Here is a 19,181-nt window from a genome sequence, read left to right as displayed (position 1 = left end):
CCTTGCTCCTTATCTTCGGGCTGGAAACCGAGAATGACGGAGCGCCGCCCGGCAAGGTTAAGCGGGTCTTAACCTCGGCTTCCTAACCTTCTGCGGATGGCCGGAATGGTGCGGCCCGACAGTCTGGACAAGACCCGAAACCGCATGCGCACGATCCGCCGCTCCCAATCGCTCATGGACCGCTTGCCAGACCCGGTGCGCGAGTTCCTGTCGCGTCGCGCCTCGGAGCTCAGCGGCCTCGGCCTCGTCGCGCTGATGGTCGCGATTTCCATCGCGCTGGCCAGCTGGTCGGTCGATGATCCCAGCCTCAACAACGCCACCAGCGGCGCCGTCCGTAACTGGCTCGGCCGCCCCGGCGCCATGGTCGCCGACCTGCTGATGCAGCTGATCGGTCTCGGCGTCATCGCCCTGCTCTTCCCGCCGGTGATCTGGGCGCTGAGGCTCGTCCGCTTCCACATCTTCGACCGCGGTGCCCTCAAGCTCGGCCTCTGGGTCGTCGGCGTCGCCGCGACAGCCGCCGTCGCCAGCGCGCTCCCCGCAACGCCGCGCTGGCCCCTGCCCACCGGCATGGGCGGCGTGATCGGCGACGGCCTGCTGTTCGGCACGCGCAATATCGCGGGCATCGCCGGCAGCGCGGTCGGCAGCCTCGTCGGCTTCCTCTATGCCGGCATCGCCATTCTCGCAGTCACCGCCGCCGCCGGCTTCGGCTTCGTCACCGACGAGGATCCGGCCCTCGACAGCGACGAGGCCGAGGACAGCTGGTCCGATGGCGAGGAGCGCCGCGACGATGAGCCCGGCATCGCAGTCATCCTGATCGGCTGGCTCGCCCATGGTGCGATGGCCCTGCGCGCCGCGATCCTGCGCCGCCTGCCGCATCCGCCGGAGCCCGCGGTCGATACCGGCGTCATTCCGACGCGCGACAGCAGCCGCGTCCGCCGCGAGCCGCAATTCGGCGAGGCCCCGGCCGGCCGTCACAGCCTGCCCGATTTCGATCCGGGGCCGCTGCCAGGCGCCCGCTCCGTTACGGGGCCGAATCGAGCCTCCGACGATTACGATGCGCCCTTCGATCTCGATGACGAACCGCAGGACGTTCGCGATCTCAATGCCCCGCGCGTGACCATGCCGCGCGCCGCACCGAAGCCCGGCAAGCGTATGCAGCGCGAGGCTCAGCCCTCGCTGCTCGACCGCGATACGTTCGAACTGCCGCCGCTGACCTATCTGGCCGAGCCGAAGAAGGTCGCGGCCAACGCCGTCTCGACCGACGCGCTGGAGCAGAACGCCACGCTGCTCGAAGGCGTGCTCGAGGATTTCGGCGTTCGCGGCGAAATCTCGCAGGTGCGCCCCGGCCCTGTCGTGACGCTCTACGAGCTGGAGCCGGCTCCCGGCACGAAATCCTCCCGCGTCATCTCCCTCGCCGACGACATCGCGCGTTCGATGAGCGCGGTGTCGGCGCGTGTTGCGGTGGTTCAGGGCAAGAACGCGATCGGTATCGAACTGCCCAACACCCGCCGCGAGACCGTCTTCCTGCGCGAGCTCCTCGCCAGCCAGGATTTCGAGGCGACCAAGCACAAGCTCGCGCTCTGCCTCGGCAAGACCATCGGCGGCGAGCCGGTCATCGCCGACCTCGCCCGCATGCCGCATCTGCTCGTCGCCGGCACCACCGGATCGGGCAAGTCGGTCGCGATCAACACCATGATCCTGTCGATCCTCTACCGGCTGAAGCCGGAGGAGTGCCGCCTGATCATGGTCGATCCCAAGATGCTGGAGCTCTCCGTCTATGACGGCATCCCGCATCTGCTCACCCCCGTCGTCACCGATCCCAAGAAGGCGGTCGTCGCCCTCAAATGGGCGGTGCGCGAGATGGAGGAGCGCTACAAGAAGATGTCGAAGCTCTCGGTGCGCAACATCGACGGCTTCAATGCAAGGGTCGGCGAGGCCAAGGCGGCCGGCGAGGTGATCACGCGCACCGTCCAGACCGGCTTCGACAAGCATTCCGGCGAGGCGATCTACGAGGAGGAGGTCATGGACCTCGAGCCTCTGCCCTATATCGTCGTCATCGTCGACGAGATGGCCGACCTGATGATGGTCGCCGGCAAGGAGATCGAGGGCACGATCCAGCGCCTCGCCCAGATGGCGCGCGCCGCCGGCATCCATGTCGTGCTGGCCACCCAAAGGCCCTCGGTCGACGTCATCACCGGCACGATCAAGGCGAACTTCCCGACCCGCATCTCCTTCCAGGTGACGTCGAAGATCGACTCGCGCACGATCCTCGGCGAGATGGGCGCCGAGCAGCTGCTCGGCCAGGGCGACATGCTCTACATGGCCGGCGGCGGGCGCATCACCCGCGTCCACGGCCCCTTCGTCTCGGACGCCGAGGTCGAGAAGGTCGTGGCGCACCTGAAGACGCAGGGCCGGCCGCAATATCTCGACGCCGTCACCTCCGAGGAGGACGAGGGCGCGGAGGACGAGGACGGCGCCGTCTTCGACAAGACCGGCATGGGCCAGACCGACTCGGACGACCCCTACGAGCAGGCGGTTGCGGTCGTTCTGCGCGACAAGAAGGCCTCGACCTCCTATATCCAGCGCCGCCTCCAGATCGGCTACAACCGCGCCGCATCCATCATGGAGCGCATGGAGAACGAGGGCATCGTCGGGCCAGCTAACCACGCAGGGAAAAGAGAGATCCTGGTGGAGAGCCAGAATCAGCACGACGAATGAGGCTTGCGACAACAGCGCGCCCTTGCGGGCGAGGGCGGCAGTCCTCAAATTGCCATGACGCTGCTGCAACCTCCGCGGCAGAACAGGCGTTGAAGCGGAAAGACCGGATCGCGAATGGCCCGATCCCTCGCGTCAGCGATCTCTAGGCCCGGCAGGAACGGCCGCGGCATAAGGAATGGAGCAGCCTTGCTCGACAAATTGACCCCGGCCGTGCGGGCTTCGGTTCTGGCGACGGCGCTTGCTGGCTGCATGATCGCGGCCGGTCCGCTCGCTGCCCAGCCGCTCCAGCTTCAGCCGCCGAAGCCTGCAGCCACCAAGCCCGCGCCGCGGCTTGTCCTGCCGCCGCCGCGGCCGGCGGGGCTCGGCGAAACCCGCAGCGCCGCAACGGAAGCCACTCCCGTCCAGCCAGTGGCGACGAACGCTCCCGCTGCTGCCGTACCGGCGACCGAGGCGGCGAAGCCGGCAGCTGCGCCCGCCAGGGGCAAGCAAGCCCCTCCTGCGACCCAGGAGGAGGCCGTCGAGCGGCTGAACGCCTATCTCAACAGCTTCCAGACCCTGCAGGGCAACTTCATCCAGCACGCCTCCAATGGACGGCGCCTTGAGGGCCGCATCTATATCCAGCGCCCCGGTAAGATGCGCTTCGAATACGAGCCTCCGACGACCACGGAAGTGATCGCGGACGGCACCTCCGTCGCCATCCGCGACAAGCGCCTGGCGACGCAGGACCTTTATTCGATCGGCCAGACGCCGCTGAAATTCCTCGTCCGCGACAAGATGGACCTGGCGCGCGAGGGCACGCTCAAGGGCGCCAGCGTCGACGGCGACCTGCTCACGGTCCGGCTGGAGGACCGCTCGACGCTCGGCGGCACCTCAAAGATCACGCTGAAATTCGATCTCGTCGCCAACGAACTCCGGCAATGGGTCGTGGTCGATCCGCAGGGTTACGAGACCGCGATCTCGCTCTACAATCTCGATACCCGCCGCCGGCCCGATCCGCAGAATTTCGTGATCGACTACCAGCGCAAACTATGACGCCATCAGGCAAGCCGAAAACGGCTTGCCTTTTGTAGCCTGACGACCCAGTTTCCGGCCTCCTCCCCGCCGGAATCCTCGCGTGCAACTCACCGTCACCAGCTGGAATATCAATTCCGTCCGCCTGCGCATCGGCATGGTCGGGGAATTCCTGACCACCCACGCCCCCGACGTGCTCTGCCTGCAGGAGACCAAGACGCCGGACGAGCAGTTCCCGGCCAAGGCCTTCCACCAGCTCGGCTATGTCCACCAGGCCTTCATCGGGCAGAAGGGCTATAACGGCGTCGCCATCGTCTCGAAATTGCCCTTCAGCGAGAAGGAGGCGATGTCGATGTGCGGCCGCAACGACGCCCGGCACATGACGGTGACGCTCGACAAGGCGGCCGGCCCCGCCGCCGGCATCGCCATCCATAATTTTTATATCCCGGCCGGGGGCGACCTGCCGGACCCCGAGAAGAACGACAAATTCGCCCATAAGCTCGCCTTCCTCGACGAGATCGGCGCCTGGGGCGTCTCGAAGAAACCCACCGACCGGCCGGCGATCCTGCTCGGCGATCTCAACATCGCCCCGCTGGAACATGATGTCTGGAGCCACAAGCAGCTTCTCGACGTCGTCAGCCACACGCCGATCGAGACGACCACCTTGGAGAAGCTGCGCAGCGAGCTCGGCTGGACCGACGCGGCCCGCACACTGCGGCCGGAGCCTGAAAAGCTCTATTCCTGGTGGAGCTACCGCGCGCAGGACTGGGCGGCCTCGAACAAAGGCCGCCGGCTCGACCATATCTGGCTCTCAGACGAGTTGAAGCCGGCCTTGCGCGACCTGACCTTCCTGCGCGAGGCCCGCGGCTGGGAGCGCCCCTCCGACCATGTCCCTGTCACCGTGACGCTGGAACTCTGACGGAGGCCGAGCTGGGCTCCATGCCGCACCGGCCCCTCAGCCATGCCGGGCCGCCCTAACCGGCAGGCCGGCCCGCATGATATTGGCTTCGCGAAACCTAAGGCGAAGCCAGTCCCGTGCAGCCCGCTCTCCCCACCTCCCTCTCGTTCCGCGACGCTCTCCTCACGCTGGCGGTGATGATCGTATGGGGCACCAATTTCGTCGTCATCCATATCGGGGTCGAGCATTTCCCGCCGCTGCTCTTTGCCGCGCTGCGCTTCACCTTCGCGCTCCTGCCAGCGGTCTTCTTCCTGAAACGCCCGGACGCGCCCTGGAGCAAGCTCGCTGCCTATGGCGTGCTAATCGGTGCCGGCCAGTTCGGCCTGCTCTTCTTCGCCATCAAGGGCTACATCGCGCCGGGCCTCGCCTCACTCGTGGTGCAGTCGCAGCCCTTCTTCACCATACTGCTGGCGGCCGCGATCACGCATGAACGCGTGCAGCCCTTCCAGTTCGCCGGGCTTGCGCTGGCCGGCATCGGCATCGGCGTCATTCTCTGGCACAGCGATGGCTCGACCACACCGCTCGGCATCGTCCTCGTACTTGGTGCCGCCTTTTGCTGGGCAGCCGGCAATATCGTGTCGCGCAGCACCCCCAAGGTCGACATGCTTGCCTATGTCGTCTGGACCAGCCTCTTTGCCATTCCGCCGCTGCTCGCCCTGTCCTGGGCGATCGAAGGCTGGCCGGCGATTCGCGCGGGTCTCGCCACGGCCCCCGCAGCCGCCTGGGCCGCCGCGATCTGGCAAGCTGTAGGCAATGTGATGTTCGGCTATGCCGTCTGGGGCTGGCTGCTCTCGCGCTATGCCGCCGCCACCGTGGCGCCAACGGCGCTGCTCGTCCCGGTCTTCGGCATGGGCGCCGCGGCGATCTGGCTTGGCGAACCCCTGCCGGTCTGGAAATTCGTTGCGGCAGGGGTCGTGATGTCCGGCCTGTGCATCAACATCCTGTGGCCGCGCTTCGCCGCGATTCGGGCCGCAAGGCACCCGCCCTCGTCCTGAACGACTCCCTACTTCCGGTCGATCGCGTTCAGCGCGTCCTGCACCGCCGAGAGCTCGCCGACGAAGCCCTGCAACCGCGCACCGATCGCGGCAGCAATCGCCTCGGCCGAATCGGGTGATTCGCCGAGCACGCGCCGCATCACGCTGCGCGGTAAGCGCATCACCTGCGTCGGCTCGCGCGCGATCGCGGTGACCTGGCGCGGAACCGAGGTGAACAGGGCCAACTCGCCGATCATCGCGCCGGGTCCGATGATCTCGGTCGCAGGCTTGCCGTCATCCTGTACCGTCAGCGCAACCGCGCCGGACACCACCAGCACCGCGCCATCCGAAGGCTCGCCGGCCCGGAACAGCACGTCGCCGGCGCGCAGGATGCGGCTTTCGGCCGCGAAGGCGAGCAATCTGAGCGCATCGCGATCCATCAGGCTCAGCAGCGGCTGCCGGGCCAGCAGGGCCATGTCTTCGTCGAGCGCCATCCGTCAGGGATTCAGCCGGTAACCGCCGGCATCGGTAACCAGCAGGCGGGCATTGCCCGGGTCGGGCTCGATCTTCTGGCGCAGCCGGTAGATATGGGTTTCGAGCGTATGGGTCGTCACCTGGCTGTTATAGCCCCAGACCTCCTGCAGAAGCACCTCCCGCGCGATCGGCTTGCGGCCGGCGCGATAGAGGAAGCGCAGGATGGCGGTCTCCTTCTCGGTGAGCTTGGTCTTCGAGCCCTTCTCGCTGACGAGCAGCTTGGAACCTGGGTGAAACGTATAAGGGCCGACCTGAAAGATCGCGTCCTCGCTCGCCTCGTATTGCCTCAAGTGCGCGCGGATGCGCGCCAGCAGCACGGCGAACTTGAACGGCTTGACCACGTAGTCGTTGGCCCCGGCCTCGAGCCCGAGCACGGTATCGGCATCCGAACCTTGCGCCGTCAGCATCACCACTGGGCTCTTGAAGCCGTTCTTGCGCATCACCTTGACGGCCTCGCGCCCGTCCATGTCGGGCAAGCCGACATCCATGACGGCGAGGTCGACCCGGTCGCCCTGAACGGCCTTGATCGCCGCCGTCGCGGTGTCGGCCGTCGATAGACGGAACTCCTCGTAAAGGGAGAGCTGCTCGGACAGCGTGTCGCGCAGGGTCTGGTCGTCATCGACGAGCAGGATATGATGGACGGCGGACATGGGCGGGGTTCGCTCGGACGCAGGGATTGCGGCAACATGAGCCTGCTGAGTCGTCATCGCAAGTGAGGCCGCCTGGAATTCCCGTGAGAAACCGCTTCGATCACCCGGCCGCGCCACATGGCGGACCGCGCAATCTCACCGCCCTGCGCGTCTTCGCCTCGGTCCATGACCGCCGCAAGGGCTTCCTCGTCGCCGGTGGCGCGGTATTCCCTTGCGCACTCGGGCGCTCCGGCATCGGCACCGTCAAACGCGAGGGCGACGGCCGCACACCGCGCTTCGACCTGCCCTTGCGCAGCGTCTTCTACCGAGCCGATCGCCTGCCGCGCCCGCGCACCTTGCTGCCCCTGAAGCGGATCGGGCCGCGCGACGCCTGGTGCGACGACCAGAAGGATCGACGCTACAACCGCCTGATCGATCGCCCGCCGGGCGAAGCCGAGGAACGGCTGCAGCGTGAGGACCATCTCTATGACGTGATCGTCGAGCTCGGCTGGAACGACCGCCCCGTGCAGCGCGGGCGCGGCAGTGCGATCTTCTGGCACCTCGCCCGCGCCGGCTTCACGCCGACAGCCGGCTGCGTCGCCGTGGAGGGCCATGTCTTCGCCAAGCTGCTGCCGCGTCTGGCCCGCCATTGCCGGATCGTGGTGAGGTGAGCTAGGAGAGGTGCCGGGCACCGTCTCGATCATATCTTCGGATCAAGCTGTCGCGCTCCCGGGCACCGTCCCGCGACGCGGCGCCATCCCAGCCAGAGATTTGCGATGACTGATTCGGTTTCCGCGTTCCGCTTCGGGCGGATCGCCGCCATGCTGCCCGTCACCGACATGGCCCGCGCCTGCAATTTCTATGTCGGCGCGCTCGGCTTCCGGAAAACCTTCGAGAACGGCAATCCCGTCGGCTTCATGATCCTGAAGCGCGACTCGGCCGAACTGCACCTGACGCTCCAGCCCGGCCACAAGGCGGCGGATTTCAACGTCGCGCATATGATGGTCGAGGATATCGACGCGGTACACGCCGTGATCCGCGAGCGTGGCCTGCGCATCGTCAAGGGCCTGCGCGACAAGGATTACGGCCTGCGCGCCTTCGTTTTCGAGGATCCCGACGGCAACCGCATCGATGTCGGCGAGCCCCTGAAGGCCTAGCCCCGCGCCCCAAAGATCGCGCTGCCGACGCGCACATAGGTCGCGCCAAGCTGGATCGCCGCCTCGTAATCGGCGCTCATGCCCATCGACAGGCCTTTGAGCCCGTTGCGGGCGGCGATCTTGGCGAGCAGGCCGAAATGCGGCGAGGGCGGCTCATCGGCCGGCGGAATGCACATCAGCCCCTCGATCGCGAGACCGTGAACATCGCGACAGCGGGCGATGAAGGCGTCCGTCTCGGCCGGCAGCACGCCGCCCTTTTGCGCTTCCTCGCCGGTATTGACCTGCACGAACAGCCGCGGGGCCTTGCCCATCCGCGCGATCTCGCGCGCCAGCTCCTTGGCCAGGCTCTCGCGGTCGAGCGACTGGATGACGTCGAAGAGCTCGACCGCCTCTCGCGCCTTGTTCGACTGCAGCGGGCCGATCATATGCAGCTCGGCATCGGGAAAACGTTCCTTCAGCGCCGGCCATTTCGCCTTGGCTTCCTGGACATAGTTCTCGCCAAAGATGCGCTGTCCGGCTTCGAGCACTTCCGCGATCTGCTCGGCCGGCTTGGTCTTGGACACCGCGACCAACGCCACTGAGCCCGGCCTGCGCCCGAAATCGCGCTCGGCGCGGCCAATCGCCGTCCGAATCGCAGCCAAACGCGTAACCGTATCGCTCATCTGCCAACCTCTCATGCCCTGCGCGCCGTTGACCGCGTGCGCGCAATGGTGTCCTAGAGCAGGTTGCAAGATTCCGACATCCGGTTTTTGCATCCAACCCCTGCGCCGGCCTGCCTCCGGGAGCCGGCAAACGCCAGATTTCGTCCGCTCAGAGAATTGCCCGCTGACATGGCCGTCGAACGCTACAATCCGAAAGAGTCCGAGCCGAAATGGCGCACCGTCTGGGAGGAGCGCAAGCTTTTCGAGACGAGGAACGACGACACACGGCCGAGCTATTACGTCCTCGAGATGTTCCCCTATCCGTCGGGGCGCATCCATATGGGCCATGTCCGCAACTACGCGATGGGCGACGTGGTCGCGCGCTACAAGCGCGCCAAGGGCTTTTCGGTGCTGCACCCGATGGGCTGGGACGCCTTCGGCCTGCCGGCCGAGAATGCGGCCAAGCAGAAGAAGGTCCATCCGCGCGAATGGACCTATGAGAACATCGCGACGATGCGCAAGCAGCTCAAGTCGATGGGCCTGTCGCTCGACTGGAGCCGTGAGCTCGCAACCTGCGACCCCGGCTATTATCGCCACCAGCAGAAGATGTTCCTGGACTTCCTGAAAGCCGGGCTGGTCGATCGCAAGACCGCCAAGGTCAACTGGGACCCGGTCGACGAGACCGTGCTGGCCAACGAGCAGGTTATCGACGGCCGCGGCTGGCGCTCCGGTGCCCTGGTCGAGATACGCGAACTGACCCAGTGGTTCTTCAAGATCACCGATTACGGCCAGGAGCTGAACGACGCGCTCGACGGCCTGACCCGCTGGCCCGAAAAGGTCCGGCTGATGCAGAAGAACTGGATCGGCCGCTCGGAAGGCCTGCTGGTTCGTTTCGCTCTCGAATCGAATGGGGCCGGGCAGGATGAGGTTGAGGTCTACACGACCCGCCCCGACACCTTGTTCGGTGCCAAGTTCGTCGCCATCGCGCCCGATCACCCGATCGCCAAGTCGATTGCGGCGAAGAGCCCGTCGCTGCAGGCCTTCATCGAGGAGTGCAAGCGCACCGGCACCGCGCAGGAAGCGATCGACAAGGCCGAGAAGCTCGGCTTCGACACCGGCCTGCGCGCTATCCATCCGCTCGATCCGAACTGGACGTTGCCGGTCTATGTCGCGAACTTCGTCCTGATGGAATACGGTACCGGCGCCATTTTCGGCTGCCCGGCGCATGACCAGCGCGACCTCGATTTCGTCAACAAATATGGCCTGGGCAATACCCCGGTCGTCGCGCCTGAAGGCACCGACCCCGCGAGCTTCGTCATCACCGACACGGCCTATGACGGCGACGGACGCATGATCAATTCCCGCTTCCTCGACGGTCTGAGCATCGCGGAAGCCAAGGAAGAGGTCGCCCGCAGGCTCGAAACCGAGACCATCGGCAACCGCCCGGTCGGCCAGCGCAAGGTCAATTTCCGCCTGCGCGACTGGGGCATCTCGCGCCAGCGCTACTGGGGCTGCCCGATCCCGGTCATCCATTGTTCCGCGTGCGGAACGGTGCCGGTTCCGGATGGCGATCTGCCGGTGAAGCTGCCGGACGACGTCTCCTTCGAGAAGCCGGGCAACCCGCTCGATCATCATCCGACCTGGAAGCATGTCGCCTGCCCGCAATGCGGTAAGGATGCCCGTCGCGAGACGGACACGATGGACACCTTCGTCGATTCGTCCTGGTATTTCGCGCGCTTCACCGATCCGTGGCGGACCGAGAGCCCGACCGACCGCAAGGCCGTCGACCGCTTCCTGCCGGTCGACCAGTATATCGGTGGCGTCGAGCATGCGATTCTGCACCTGCTCTATTCGCGCTTCTTCACCCGCGCGATGAAGAAGACCGGCCATGCCGGGCTGGACGAGCCTTTTGCCGGTCTGTTCACGCAAGGCATGGTCGTGCACGAGACCTATCGCGCCGCCAATGGCGACTGGGTCGAGCCGGGCAATGTCCGCATCGAGGTCTCCGGCACTGAGCGGCGCGGCTTCGATGTCGACACCGGCGCGCCGATCGAGATCGGCTCGATCGAAAAGATGTCGAAGTCCAAGAAGAACGTCGTGGACCCCGACGACATCATCGCCTCCTATGGTGCCGACACCGCCCGCTGGTTCATGCTCTCGGATTCGCCGCCGGATCGCGACGTGATCTGGACCGACGAGGGCGTGCAGGGCGCAGCCCGCTTCGTCCAGCGCCTCTGGCGCCTGGTCGCGGAAATCGCCGAGCGCACCGGGGGCAAGGCCGAGAAGCCCGCTCAGATCGGCGAAGCCGCCCTGACCCTGCGCAAGGCGAGCCATCGCGCGCTCGACGCTGTCGGCGCCGATATCGAACGCCTCGCCTTCAACCGCTGCGTCGCGCATATCTATACGCTCACCAACGCCATCGGTAAGGCGCTCGACGGCGCGGCTGAGAAGCCCAAGCTCGATGCCGACATCGCCTTCGCGCTCCTTGAGGCCGCCACGATCGTCACCCAGCTTGTAGCGCCGATGATGCCGCATCTGGCCGAGGAATGCTGGCATGCGCTGCGCCAGCAGGGCCTAGCCGGCGAGGCGTCCTGGCCGGAAGTTGATCCCACGCTTCTGAAGGATGACAGCATCACGCTGCCCGTCCAGATCAACGGCAAGAAGCGGGCGGAAGTGACGGTGGCAGCGGATGCGGATACGATAGCAGTGGAAGCGGTCGTACGCGCCAACGAGGCCGTCCAACGCGCCCTCGAAGGCCGCCCGATCCGCAAGATCATCGTGGTTCCCGGGAGAATCGTGAATGTCGTCGTCTGAAGCCGCTCTCTCCCGCCGCAGCCTGCTCGCCGCCGTACTGACGGCCGCGGCGCTTGCCGGCGGCTGCTTCCAGCCGCTCTATTCCGACGCCACCATCAGCACGGTGGGCGGCAGCAGCGTCAAGACGGCGCTACGCGGTATCGAAGTCCCGGAGATCAAAGGCCTCATCGGCCATTATTTCCGCAACGAGCTTGTCTATGAGCTCGACGGCAGCGGCGACCCGGATGCCGCGAGAACCTCGAAGCTCGAGGCCGCCGTGTCCGAATCGGTCGAGGTCGTCACGGTGGACTACGCCAGCGCTCGCGCCGATTCGGCCGTTCTCGTCGCGACGATCACCTGGAAGCTTACCCAGAACGGCACAAACAAGGTCCTCGCCTCCGGCACGAACTCCGTGCGCGTTCCCTATGAGCGGTCCTCGCAGCGCTTCGCCACCGTGCGAGCCGCGCGCGGTGCGCAGGTCAGCGCCGCGAAGAACCTCGCCACCATCGTCAAGGGGCAGATCGCCGCCGACATCACCTCCTGACGCGCCATGGTTGCGATCAAGGCGCACGAGGCCGAGCGGACGCTTGCACGACTCGATCCCGCCTGGCGGCTGATCCTGATTTACGGCCCCGATGCCGGCTTGGTCTCGGAACGGGCGGCCGGGCTTGCGCGGGCCAGCGTCGACGATCCCCAGGATGCGTTCCAGCTCATCCGCATGGACGGCGACGCCATCGCCTCAGATCCGCTCAAGCTCGCCGACGAGGCCAACACGATCGGCCTTTTCGGCGGCCGGCGGGCCATCCGGGTCTCCCCGACCTCGAAGCCGTTGCTCGCCGCTCTGGAACCCTTGCTGACGACGCCGTCGCAGGACGCGCTCGTCATCATCGAGGCTGGCGACCTCCAACGCAGTAATCCCATCCGCACCGCCTGCGAGAAGGCGAAGACGGCCCTGGCCGTGCCCTGTTATGGCGACGCGGCGCGCGATCTCGGCGCGATCATCGACGAAATGGTCCGCGCCGCCGGCAAATCGATCGACCGGGTGACGCGTGATCACCTCGCCGGTCTGCTCGGCGGCGATCGACAGACCTCGCGCCGCGAGATCGAGAAGCTGCTGCTTTATGTCGGCACAGATCCGGCAGTCCAGGTCGAGCATGTCGATGCTGTCGTCGGCGATACGGCCCAGCGCGAGCAAGCCATGCTCGTCGATGCCGTCTTCGCGGGAAAGCTGCCGGTCGTCGATCTCGCCCAGGCCAAGCTCAGCAGCGAAGGCCTCGACCCCGGCGTGATGCTCGGCGCCGTACTGCGACAAGCTCTCTCGCTCTTGAAAGCGCGCCAAAGCATGGATTCCGGCCGCGGCGTCAGGGACGTCGTTGCGACGATGCGCCTGCCCTATCCGCGCATCGCGACGACGGAGGCGGCGCTGAACGCCTGGTCCAGCGCCAAACTGAGCGAAGCTGTCGCCCTGCTCGGCAATGCCGTTCTGGCGACGCGGCAGAACGCCGATATGGGCCGGGCCATCGCGACCCGCGCCCTCTGGACTCTGGCCCGGCTTGGACGCGCCGGCCGAAGCGATTAATCGCGACGGCCCAGCTTCAAGGTCTGAGGTGACTCGAAATGCCCAGGGTCAGGACTTCAGGCGGTGGCAGAGCGCATCGAGCTGCTCGAGCGTCTTGTAGCCGATCTTGACCTCACCCGAACCATTCGCCTTGTGTCCGATCGAGATGGACAGGCCGAGCGCCTCTTCCAGCGCCTTTTCCAGAGCCCGCGTGTCCGGGTCCTTCACTGCTTTCGGCTTGCTCGGCGCGGCACTCTTGATCTCGCCACGCGCCTCGTCCTGCACGATCCGCTCGATATCGCGAACGCTCAGACCCTCGTCGATGATCTTCTGCGCCATGAATTCCGGATCCGAAACGGACAGGAGCGCGCGCGCATGGCCGGCCGAAACTGCGCCCTCGCTGACCAGCTTCCGCACCGGTTCCGGCAGCTTCGACAGGCGCAGCGTATTGGCGACATGGCTGCGGCTCTTGCCGATGACACGCGCCAGGTCGTTCTGCGTATAGCCGAATTCTGCAATCAGCCGCTCATAACCCGCGGCCTCCTCGATCGCATTGAGATCCGTGCGCTGCACGTTCTCGACGATGGCGATCTCGAGCGCCTCGCGATCATCTGCCTCGACCAGAATGACCGGAACGTCATGCAATTCGGCGCGCTGGGCCGCACGCCAGCGACGCTCACCGGCGATGATCTCGTAGGCGTCCATCATTCCGGGAATGGAACGAACGATGATCGGCTGCAGGATACCCCGTTCACGGATCGAGGTCGTCAGATCTTCGAGATCCTCCTCGACGAAATTACGGCGCGGATTGCGCGCGCTCGGACGCAGGAACTCGACGGGAACGCGGCGTTGGCCGCGCGCGCGCTCGATCGCGCCGATCTCGTCGCCGACATCGCCGATCAGTGCCGCGAGACCGCGGCCAAGGCGGGAACGCCCCTGTTCTTCGGCCATTGCCATCCTCATCAACCTCTTGAACTTGTTCTTAAGCCGCGGCGCGCAGCGCGCGCTCGCGCTTGATCACTTCCGAAGCCAATCGCAGATAGGCCTGCGATCCCGAGCAGCGCAGATCGTAGAGCAGCGCCGGCTTGCCATAGGACGGCGCCTCGGAGATCCGGACGTTGCGGGGGATCACGGTCTCGTAGACCTTGTCACCGAGGAAGCTCTTCACATCCGCCATCACCTGGCCGGACAGGTTGTTGCGCGGATCGAACATCGTCAGCACCACGCCCTGAATGATTAGGCGGGGATTGAGGCCGGCCTTCACCTGCTCGACGGTCTTCAGAAGCTGACTGAGACCTTCGAGGGCGAAGAACTCGCATTGCAGGGGCACCAGAACGGCATCCGCCGCGGTCATCGCATTGATTGTAATCAAGCTGAGGGAAGGCGGACAGTCGATCAGGATATAGGTCAAATCCTGACAACGCTGGTCATAGACCAGCTCGTCGATCGCGCTCTTCAGCCGGTGCGCGCGATCCTTGGCCGAGGCAATCTCCAGTTCGACCCCGAGCAGATCGAGCGTCGAGGGCGCCAGTGACAGGCCGGGGACAGCAGTGGCTTGGAGGGCCTGCCCCAACCCGACATCGCCGCAGAGCACGTCATAGGTCGAGGACTTGCGGCTGCGTCGATCGACGCCGAGCCCGGTCGAAGCGTTGCCCTGCGGATCGAGATCGACGATCAACACCTTCTCGCCGATGGCAGCCAGCGCCGTCCCGAGATTGATCGCCGTCGTCGTCTTGCCGACGCCGCCCTTCTGGTTTGCGAGCGCGATCACGCGCGGGCGGCGCGGTGTCGTCACGGATGTGAGCTCAGTCATGGATCGGCTCGTCTCTCGGCCGAGCGCACCATTAGGATTCGCGCGGCGTCATCAGTCACGGAGGAAACCGTTGTCGCCTGAATCTTCCAATATCTGGCCGAGTCGGTCAATTCCGCATCTAGATGTTGTCCCTTGGGAAAGAGCCCAAGCGTACCGGTTCTCAACAGCTCTTCGCACCAATCGAGCAATCGGGGCAGGGGAGCCAGCGCGCGAGCCGTCACCACATCGACCTTGCCGGTGAAATCGCCGATCACATCTTCGATACGAGCCGCATGAACCTTCACCGGAGCTCCGGTCACCCGGGCGGCATGACGCAGGAAAGCGCATTTCCGCGCGTTGCTCTCGACCAGATCGATCTGGCCTTTGCCCTGCTCGGCCAGGCAGATGCCAATCACCAGCCCTGGAAAGCCGCCGCCCGAACCGAGATCGAGCCAGCGCTCGCGCCCTTCCCCGAGGCCGAAAATCTGGAGAGAATCCGCGATATGCCGCGTCCAGACATCGGCGAGCGTGGCCGAGGAGACGAGGTTCTTCGCCGCCTGCCATCGCCCGAGTTCCGTGACCAAAAGGGCGAGGCGCTCCTCTGTTTCACGTGAAACAGGCGTCAAGCTCAAAGCGCGCTGACGGTCATTCTTATCAACAGTCACGTCGATCCTGTGGATAATGCGGCCGCGCGGCTCTTCCGGGCATGAGCCGCCAGCAAAGTCAGGGCCGCTGGCGTCATGCCTTCGATCCGACCGGCTTGGGCCAGATCGGCCGGACGCTGGGCGGCCAGCTTGAGCTTCAGTTCGTTGGACAGACCAGAGATCGCGTCGAGATCGAGATCGACGGGAACCTTTAGGGACTGGTCACGGCGATAGGATTGAATCTCGGCCGCCTGCCGGTCGAGATAAACCGAATAGACAGCGTCCGCCGTAACCCGGGCCACGACAGGCGCAGCATATTCATTCAGCTCCGGCCAGACCACGGCCAGTTGCTCGAACGTGACGTCCGGATAGGACAGGATCTGATAGGCGCTACGGCGCAGCCCGTCATGATTGAGCTGGAGCCCGACAGCTTGCGCCTGCTGCGGCGTGAGCGAGAGACCGTGCAGCGTCTCCCGCAGGGCGGAAATATCCTGGTTGCGCGTTTCGAAAGCCACCTGACGCGCCGACCTGACGACGCCGAGCTGGCCGCCAAGCGGCGTGAGCCGCTCATCGGCATTGTCGACGCGAAGGGACAGGCGGAATTCCGCTCGTGAAGTGAACATTCGATACGGTTCCGTAACGCCGTGCGTCACGAGGTCGTCCACGAGAACACCGATATAGGATTGCGTCCTATCGAACACGATAGCTTCAGCCGCGCCGGCCATACGCGCCGCGTTCAAGCCGGCGAGCAGCCCTTGCGCTCCGGCCTCCTCATAGCCGGTCGTTCCATTGATCTGCCCGGCCAGGAACAACCCCGCGATCGCACGCGTCTCCAAAGTGTTCTTCAGGGCACGCGGATCGACGAAATCATACTCGATCGCATAGCCCGGCCGTAGCATCGCTGCCCGTTCCAGACCCGGAATGGTCTTGAGCAGGTCGAGCTGAACATCTTCGGGCAGGGAGGTCGAAATTCCATTCGGGTACACCGTATCGTCGTCGAGTCCTTCTGGCTCCAGGAAGATCTGGTGACCGTCACGATCGCCGAAACGCCCAACCTTGTCCTCGATCGACGGGCAATAGCGCGGCCCGCGACCTTCGATCTGGCCCGAGAACATCGGCGCGCGATGCAGATTAGCCCGGATGAGATCATGGCTCGCCAGTGTGGTCCGGGTGATCCCGCAGGAAATCTGCGGATTGGTAATCGCAGTCGTGAGCGCGGAGAAAGGCTCCGGCGGCTCGTCGCCGGGCTGCATCTCGAGTGCGGCCCAATCGATACTGCGGCCATCGAGACGTGGCGGGGTACCTGTCTTCAGGCGCCCGAGCGGAAAGTCGTGGCGCTCCAGGGTCGCCGAAAGGCCAAGGGAAGGCGCCTCGTCGACGCGCCCGGCTGGAATCCGCTTCTCTCCAATATGGATCAGGCCGCGCAGGAACGTGCCGGTCGTCAGCACGACCGTTCCGGTAACGAATCGACGCCCATCCGCCAGAACCACGCCGGCAACGCGGCCGGCTTCAACCTCCAGGTCGAAAACCTCACCAGCGACGATGTCGAGATTGGATTGCGCCGCCAACAGGTCTTGCACGGCCTGCCGGTAGAGCTTCCGGTCGGCCTGCGCACGGGGACCCCGAACGGCCGGACCCTTCCGGCGGTTGAGCATGCGGAACTGGATGCCGCCAAGATCGGCCGCCCGCGCCATGATGCCGTCGAGCGCGTCGATCTCGCGGACGAGGTGGCCCTTGCCCAGACCACCGATGGCAGGGTTGCAGGACATGACGCCGATCGTTTCCGGCTTATGCGTCACCAGGGCCGTGCGGGCGCCATAGCGCGCCGCGGCCGCGGCCGCTTCGGCCCCGGCATGGCCACCCCCGACGACGATGACGTCATATTGCTGCCGATGAGTTGACATGCGGTTTCGCTAGCGAAGCCCGGCAGACGGGTCAACGAAAACCGCCCGATCCGCCCATGGAAGCTTCACTTTCCGATACAGAACCCTGCGAACAGCCGGTCGAGGACATCCTCGACGTCGATGCGGCCGACGAGCCGCTCGAGTGCGACCACCGCCAGGCGCATATCCTCGGCAAGCAATTCGCCCTGTCCATGGCGCGCCGTCACCGCCCGCTCCAGCGCCGCGATCGCATTGGAGACGGCGATGCGATGGCGTTCTCGGGTCAAGAGCGCAGGTTCGCCCGAACCCAGCCGCTGAAGGCGTTCGACGATTTCGGCGAGCAGCGCAGTCAATCCCTCGCCGCTTCGTACCGAAATTGCCAGCTCATCCGAGAGGACTGAGCCCGAAAGATCGGCTTTCGTCGCGATCTTGAGCAGCTGAGCCTCGTTTTCGATTCGATACGGTTCCGAATCGACACCGCGTAGACCAAGCACGAGGTCCGCGCGCGCGACCAGAGCCCTAGCGCGCCGGACACCTTCGGCCTCGACTGGATCAGCGCTGTCACGCAGGCCCGCCGTATCGATCAGGATGACCGGAAGTCCAGCCAGATCCAGCCTCACCTCGAGGGAGTCACGCGTTGTGCCTGCGATCGGCGAGACGATAGCCACATCGCGGCGGGCCAGAGCGTTGAGCAGGCTGGATTTGCCGGCATTGGGAGGCCCTGCCAGCACGACAACGAAGCCCTCCCGTACCCGTTCTCCCATGGCGAAGCTGCCGAGGGCCAGGCGCAATGAGTTCAGGACCTCGTCGGCCAGGGCCAGAGCCTGTTGCTGCAACGGTCCGGAGACATCTCCTTCGTCGGAGAAATCGAGCTCGGCCGCCAGCAAGCTCGCGGCTTCGATCAAGGCGCCTCGCCAGCTTTTGGCGTACTCGCCGAGGGCGCCGCCCATCTGGCGCAATGCCTGCAGACGCTGCCATTCCGTTTCCGAATCGATCAGGTCGGCCAAACCCTCGACAGCGGCGAGATCGAGCTTGCCAGCTTCGAAGGCACGGCGTGTGAATTCTCCCGCCTCGGCAAGGCGCACGGCGGGCAGCGCCGCAAGAGCGCCCAGCAATCGCGCCAAGACTGCGCGCGAACCGTGGACATGGAGCTCGGCGACATCCTCGCCGGTAAAGCTTGCGGGCGCCGGAAAGAACAGGACGAGCGCGCTATCGATGGTTTCGCCGGACCTGTCGCGCAGCCTGCGCAAGGTCGCGACACGCGGCTCCGGCAAGATACCGACAAATGTTTCGAGAACGAATCGAACGCGAGGCCCCGAAATTCGGACCACGGCGACACCGGCTTTGCCCGACGCCGAAGACAGCGCGACGATTGTGGGATGCGCTTCTACAGTCATGTCCCTTGAACCATTCAGGCGTCGCCTGCGCGAAGCCGGCCGAAACACATGCCAGGGTCAGGTCTCGTTCTAGCCTGGGCAGGCCGCCGAACTCGTCATGAACAACGTCTTCGCGAACATCAAGACCGGGTCAGCTTGCGACCCGTCCATTGGGACAGGTAGCCTCGCGCGTCGGATGCCAGGAGAACGCGCCAAGCACTGTGTAGGAGTCCCGCGGGCGTGGCACTACTGAGCACTACCGCGATCCCGTAGCCCAGCACTACTCTTGGATCGGATGGAATATCAATCGGTTAAGCGGGTAGACCGGAAGACTACCGCGAAGCAGGACGCTCGTGAGCTGAAAATGTTGGCGATCGCGGGCCGATGGACTGCAGCCTCAGCGCAGCGGCAGCTGCTCATCATTTCGAATCCGAATCGGGAGATGCGCTGGCCGCGATTTCGTCATCTCGCATTCGACCCGCCCCAAACCAGCGCCACGCTTCAGCACATCGG

17 protein-coding genes are annotated in these 19,181 nt (G+C 65.5%); 9 read left to right on the top strand and 8 right to left on the bottom strand.

All coding sequences use genetic code 11. The features are described from left to right. Positions 1-144 precede the first annotated feature (144 nt). From Q0Q36_RS12700 to Q0Q36_RS12685, 4 genes are all read left to right on the top strand, one after another. Positions 145-2,718 (top strand): DNA translocase FtsK, encoded by a 2,574-nt coding sequence (locus tag Q0Q36_RS12700; protein WP_293798571.1) that lies wholly within the window; start codon positions 145-147, stop codon positions 2,716-2,718. A 186-nt stretch (positions 2,719-2,904) separates the two neighbouring features. Next, positions 2,905-3,750: an outer membrane lipoprotein carrier protein LolA gene (locus Q0Q36_RS12695; protein WP_293798534.1), complete on the top strand. Its 846-nt coding sequence runs from the start codon at positions 2,905-2,907 to the stop codon at positions 3,748-3,750. An 82-nt stretch (positions 3,751-3,832) separates the two neighbouring features. Next, entirely contained in the window at positions 3,833-4,648 is an 816-nt protein-coding gene (gene xth / locus Q0Q36_RS12690) for an exodeoxyribonuclease III (protein ID WP_293798533.1), read from the top strand. A 116-nt stretch (positions 4,649-4,764) separates the two neighbouring features. Then, positions 4,765-5,682: an EamA family transporter gene (locus tag Q0Q36_RS12685; protein ID WP_293798532.1), complete on the top strand. Its 918-nt coding sequence runs from the start codon at positions 4,765-4,767 to the stop codon at positions 5,680-5,682. Between the two features lie 8 nt (positions 5,683-5,690). Here Q0Q36_RS12685 and Q0Q36_RS12680 read toward each other — a convergent pair whose 3' ends face one another. Beyond that, positions 5,691-6,155 (bottom strand): cyclic nucleotide-binding domain-containing protein, encoded by a 465-nt coding sequence (locus Q0Q36_RS12680; protein ID WP_265057022.1) that lies wholly within the window; start codon positions 6,153-6,155, stop codon positions 5,691-5,693. Between the two features lie 3 nt (positions 6,156-6,158). Beyond that, positions 6,159-6,845, bottom strand: a complete 687-nt coding sequence (locus tag Q0Q36_RS12675; protein ID WP_257735408.1) for a response regulator transcription factor — start codon at positions 6,843-6,845, stop codon at positions 6,159-6,161. Between the two features lie 83 nt (positions 6,846-6,928). On the opposite strand from Q0Q36_RS12675, the gene Q0Q36_RS12670 reads away from it, so the two are divergent. Both Q0Q36_RS12670 and Q0Q36_RS12665 read left to right on the top strand, forming a co-directional pair. Continuing rightward, positions 6,929-7,495 carry a L,D-transpeptidase family protein gene (locus Q0Q36_RS12670; protein WP_293798531.1) on the top strand — a complete coding sequence of 189 codons (567 nt, stop codon included), beginning with the start codon at positions 6,929-6,931 and terminating at the stop codon, positions 7,493-7,495. Between the two features lie 105 nt (positions 7,496-7,600). Further along, positions 7,601-7,981, top strand: a complete 381-nt coding sequence (locus Q0Q36_RS12665; protein WP_293798530.1) for a glyoxalase superfamily protein — start codon at positions 7,601-7,603, stop codon at positions 7,979-7,981. On the opposite strand, the gene Q0Q36_RS12660 is transcribed toward Q0Q36_RS12665, so the two are convergent. Next, positions 7,978-8,643, bottom strand: coding sequence for a YggS family pyridoxal phosphate-dependent enzyme (locus Q0Q36_RS12660; RefSeq protein WP_293798529.1), 666 nt, complete (start codon positions 8,641-8,643; stop codon positions 7,978-7,980). The two genes, Q0Q36_RS12665 and Q0Q36_RS12660, sit on opposite strands and share 4 nt — an antisense overlap. A 168-nt stretch (positions 8,644-8,811) precedes the next feature. Between Q0Q36_RS12660 and leuS the strand changes: the two genes are divergently transcribed. The 3 genes from leuS to holA are packed head-to-tail and all read left to right on the top strand — an operon-like array spanning position 8,812 to position 12,994. Next, positions 8,812-11,436 (top strand): leucine--tRNA ligase, encoded by a 2,625-nt coding sequence (leuS, locus tag Q0Q36_RS12655; protein ID WP_293798528.1) that lies wholly within the window; start codon positions 8,812-8,814, stop codon positions 11,434-11,436. Further along, positions 11,423-11,959 (top strand): hypothetical protein, encoded by a 537-nt coding sequence (locus Q0Q36_RS12650; protein WP_293798527.1) that lies wholly within the window; start codon positions 11,423-11,425, stop codon positions 11,957-11,959. The genes leuS and Q0Q36_RS12650 overlap by 14 nt, the downstream gene beginning before the upstream one ends. A 6-nt stretch (positions 11,960-11,965) precedes the next feature. Continuing rightward, the gene (holA, locus tag Q0Q36_RS12645) at positions 11,966-12,994 is read left to right on the top strand and encodes a DNA polymerase III subunit delta (RefSeq protein ID WP_293798526.1); all 1,029 of its coding nucleotides are present in this window, start codon (positions 11,966-11,968) and stop codon (positions 12,992-12,994) included. Positions 12,995-13,042: 48 nt separating this feature from the next. Here holA and Q0Q36_RS12640 read toward each other — a convergent pair whose 3' ends face one another. From Q0Q36_RS12640 to mnmE, 5 genes are all read right to left on the bottom strand, one after another. Then, positions 13,043-13,924, bottom strand: a complete 882-nt coding sequence (locus Q0Q36_RS12640) for a ParB/RepB/Spo0J family partition protein (protein WP_293798525.1) — start codon at positions 13,922-13,924, stop codon at positions 13,043-13,045. A 31-nt stretch (positions 13,925-13,955) separates the two neighbouring features. After that, positions 13,956-14,786 (bottom strand): ParA family protein, encoded by an 831-nt coding sequence (locus Q0Q36_RS12635; RefSeq protein ID WP_265057030.1) that lies wholly within the window; start codon positions 14,784-14,786, stop codon positions 13,956-13,958. Further along, positions 14,783-15,430, bottom strand: a complete 648-nt coding sequence (gene rsmG / locus Q0Q36_RS12630; RefSeq protein WP_293798524.1) for a 16S rRNA (guanine(527)-N(7))-methyltransferase RsmG — start codon at positions 15,428-15,430, stop codon at positions 14,783-14,785. Before rsmG ends, Q0Q36_RS12635 begins: the two co-directional genes overlap by 4 nt. Next, a complete protein-coding gene (gene mnmG / locus Q0Q36_RS12625) occupies positions 15,427-17,313 on the bottom strand; it encodes a tRNA uridine-5-carboxymethylaminomethyl(34) synthesis enzyme MnmG (protein ID WP_293798523.1) in 1,887 nt (628 codons plus the stop codon). The genes rsmG and mnmG overlap by 4 nt, the downstream gene beginning before the upstream one ends. A gap of 65 nt (positions 17,314-17,378) precedes the next feature. After that, a complete protein-coding gene (gene mnmE / locus Q0Q36_RS12620; RefSeq protein ID WP_293798522.1) occupies positions 17,379-18,689 on the bottom strand; it encodes a tRNA uridine-5-carboxymethylaminomethyl(34) synthesis GTPase MnmE in 1,311 nt (436 codons plus the stop codon). Positions 18,690-19,181 lie beyond the last annotated feature (492 nt).

Source organism: uncultured Allobosea sp. (genome assembly GCF_945957345.1).
Taxonomy (GTDB): Bacteria; Pseudomonadota; Alphaproteobacteria; order Rhizobiales; family Beijerinckiaceae; genus Allobosea.
Note: the sequence above shows the minus strand (reverse complement) of the source record. Positions and strands in the feature narration are given on the sequence as shown.

Coding starts and splice junctions, on each gene's coding strand:
- Q0Q36_RS12640 (WP_293798525.1), bottom strand. CDS start 13,924: ATGGCCGAAGAACAGGGGCGTTCCCGCCTTGGCCGCGGTCTCGCGGCA.
- Q0Q36_RS12700 (WP_293798571.1), top strand. CDS start 145: ATGCGCACGATCCGCCGCTCCCAATCGCTCATGGACCGCTTGCCAGAC.
- Q0Q36_RS12680 (WP_265057022.1), bottom strand. CDS start 6,155: ATGGCGCTCGACGAAGACATGGCCCTGCTGGCCCGGCAGCCGCTGCTG.
- Q0Q36_RS12660 (WP_293798529.1), bottom strand. CDS start 8,643: ATGAGCGATACGGTTACGCGTTTGGCTGCGATTCGGACGGCGATTGGC.
- Q0Q36_RS12635 (WP_265057030.1), bottom strand. CDS start 14,786: ATGACTGAGCTCACATCCGTGACGACACCGCGCCGCCCGCGCGTGATC.
- mnmG (WP_293798523.1), bottom strand. CDS start 17,313: ATGTCAACTCATCGGCAGCAATATGACGTCATCGTCGTCGGGGGTGGC.
- Q0Q36_RS12665 (WP_293798530.1), top strand. CDS start 7,601: ATGACTGATTCGGTTTCCGCGTTCCGCTTCGGGCGGATCGCCGCCATG.
- mnmE (WP_293798522.1), bottom strand. CDS start 18,689: ATGACTGTAGAAGCGCATCCCACAATCGTCGCGCTGTCTTCGGCGTCG.
- holA (WP_293798526.1), top strand. CDS start 11,966: ATGGTTGCGATCAAGGCGCACGAGGCCGAGCGGACGCTTGCACGACTC.
- leuS (WP_293798528.1), top strand. CDS start 8,812: ATGGCCGTCGAACGCTACAATCCGAAAGAGTCCGAGCCGAAATGGCGC.
- Q0Q36_RS12650 (WP_293798527.1), top strand. CDS start 11,423: ATGTCGTCGTCTGAAGCCGCTCTCTCCCGCCGCAGCCTGCTCGCCGCC.
- Q0Q36_RS12675 (WP_257735408.1), bottom strand. CDS start 6,845: ATGTCCGCCGTCCATCATATCCTGCTCGTCGATGACGACCAGACCCTG.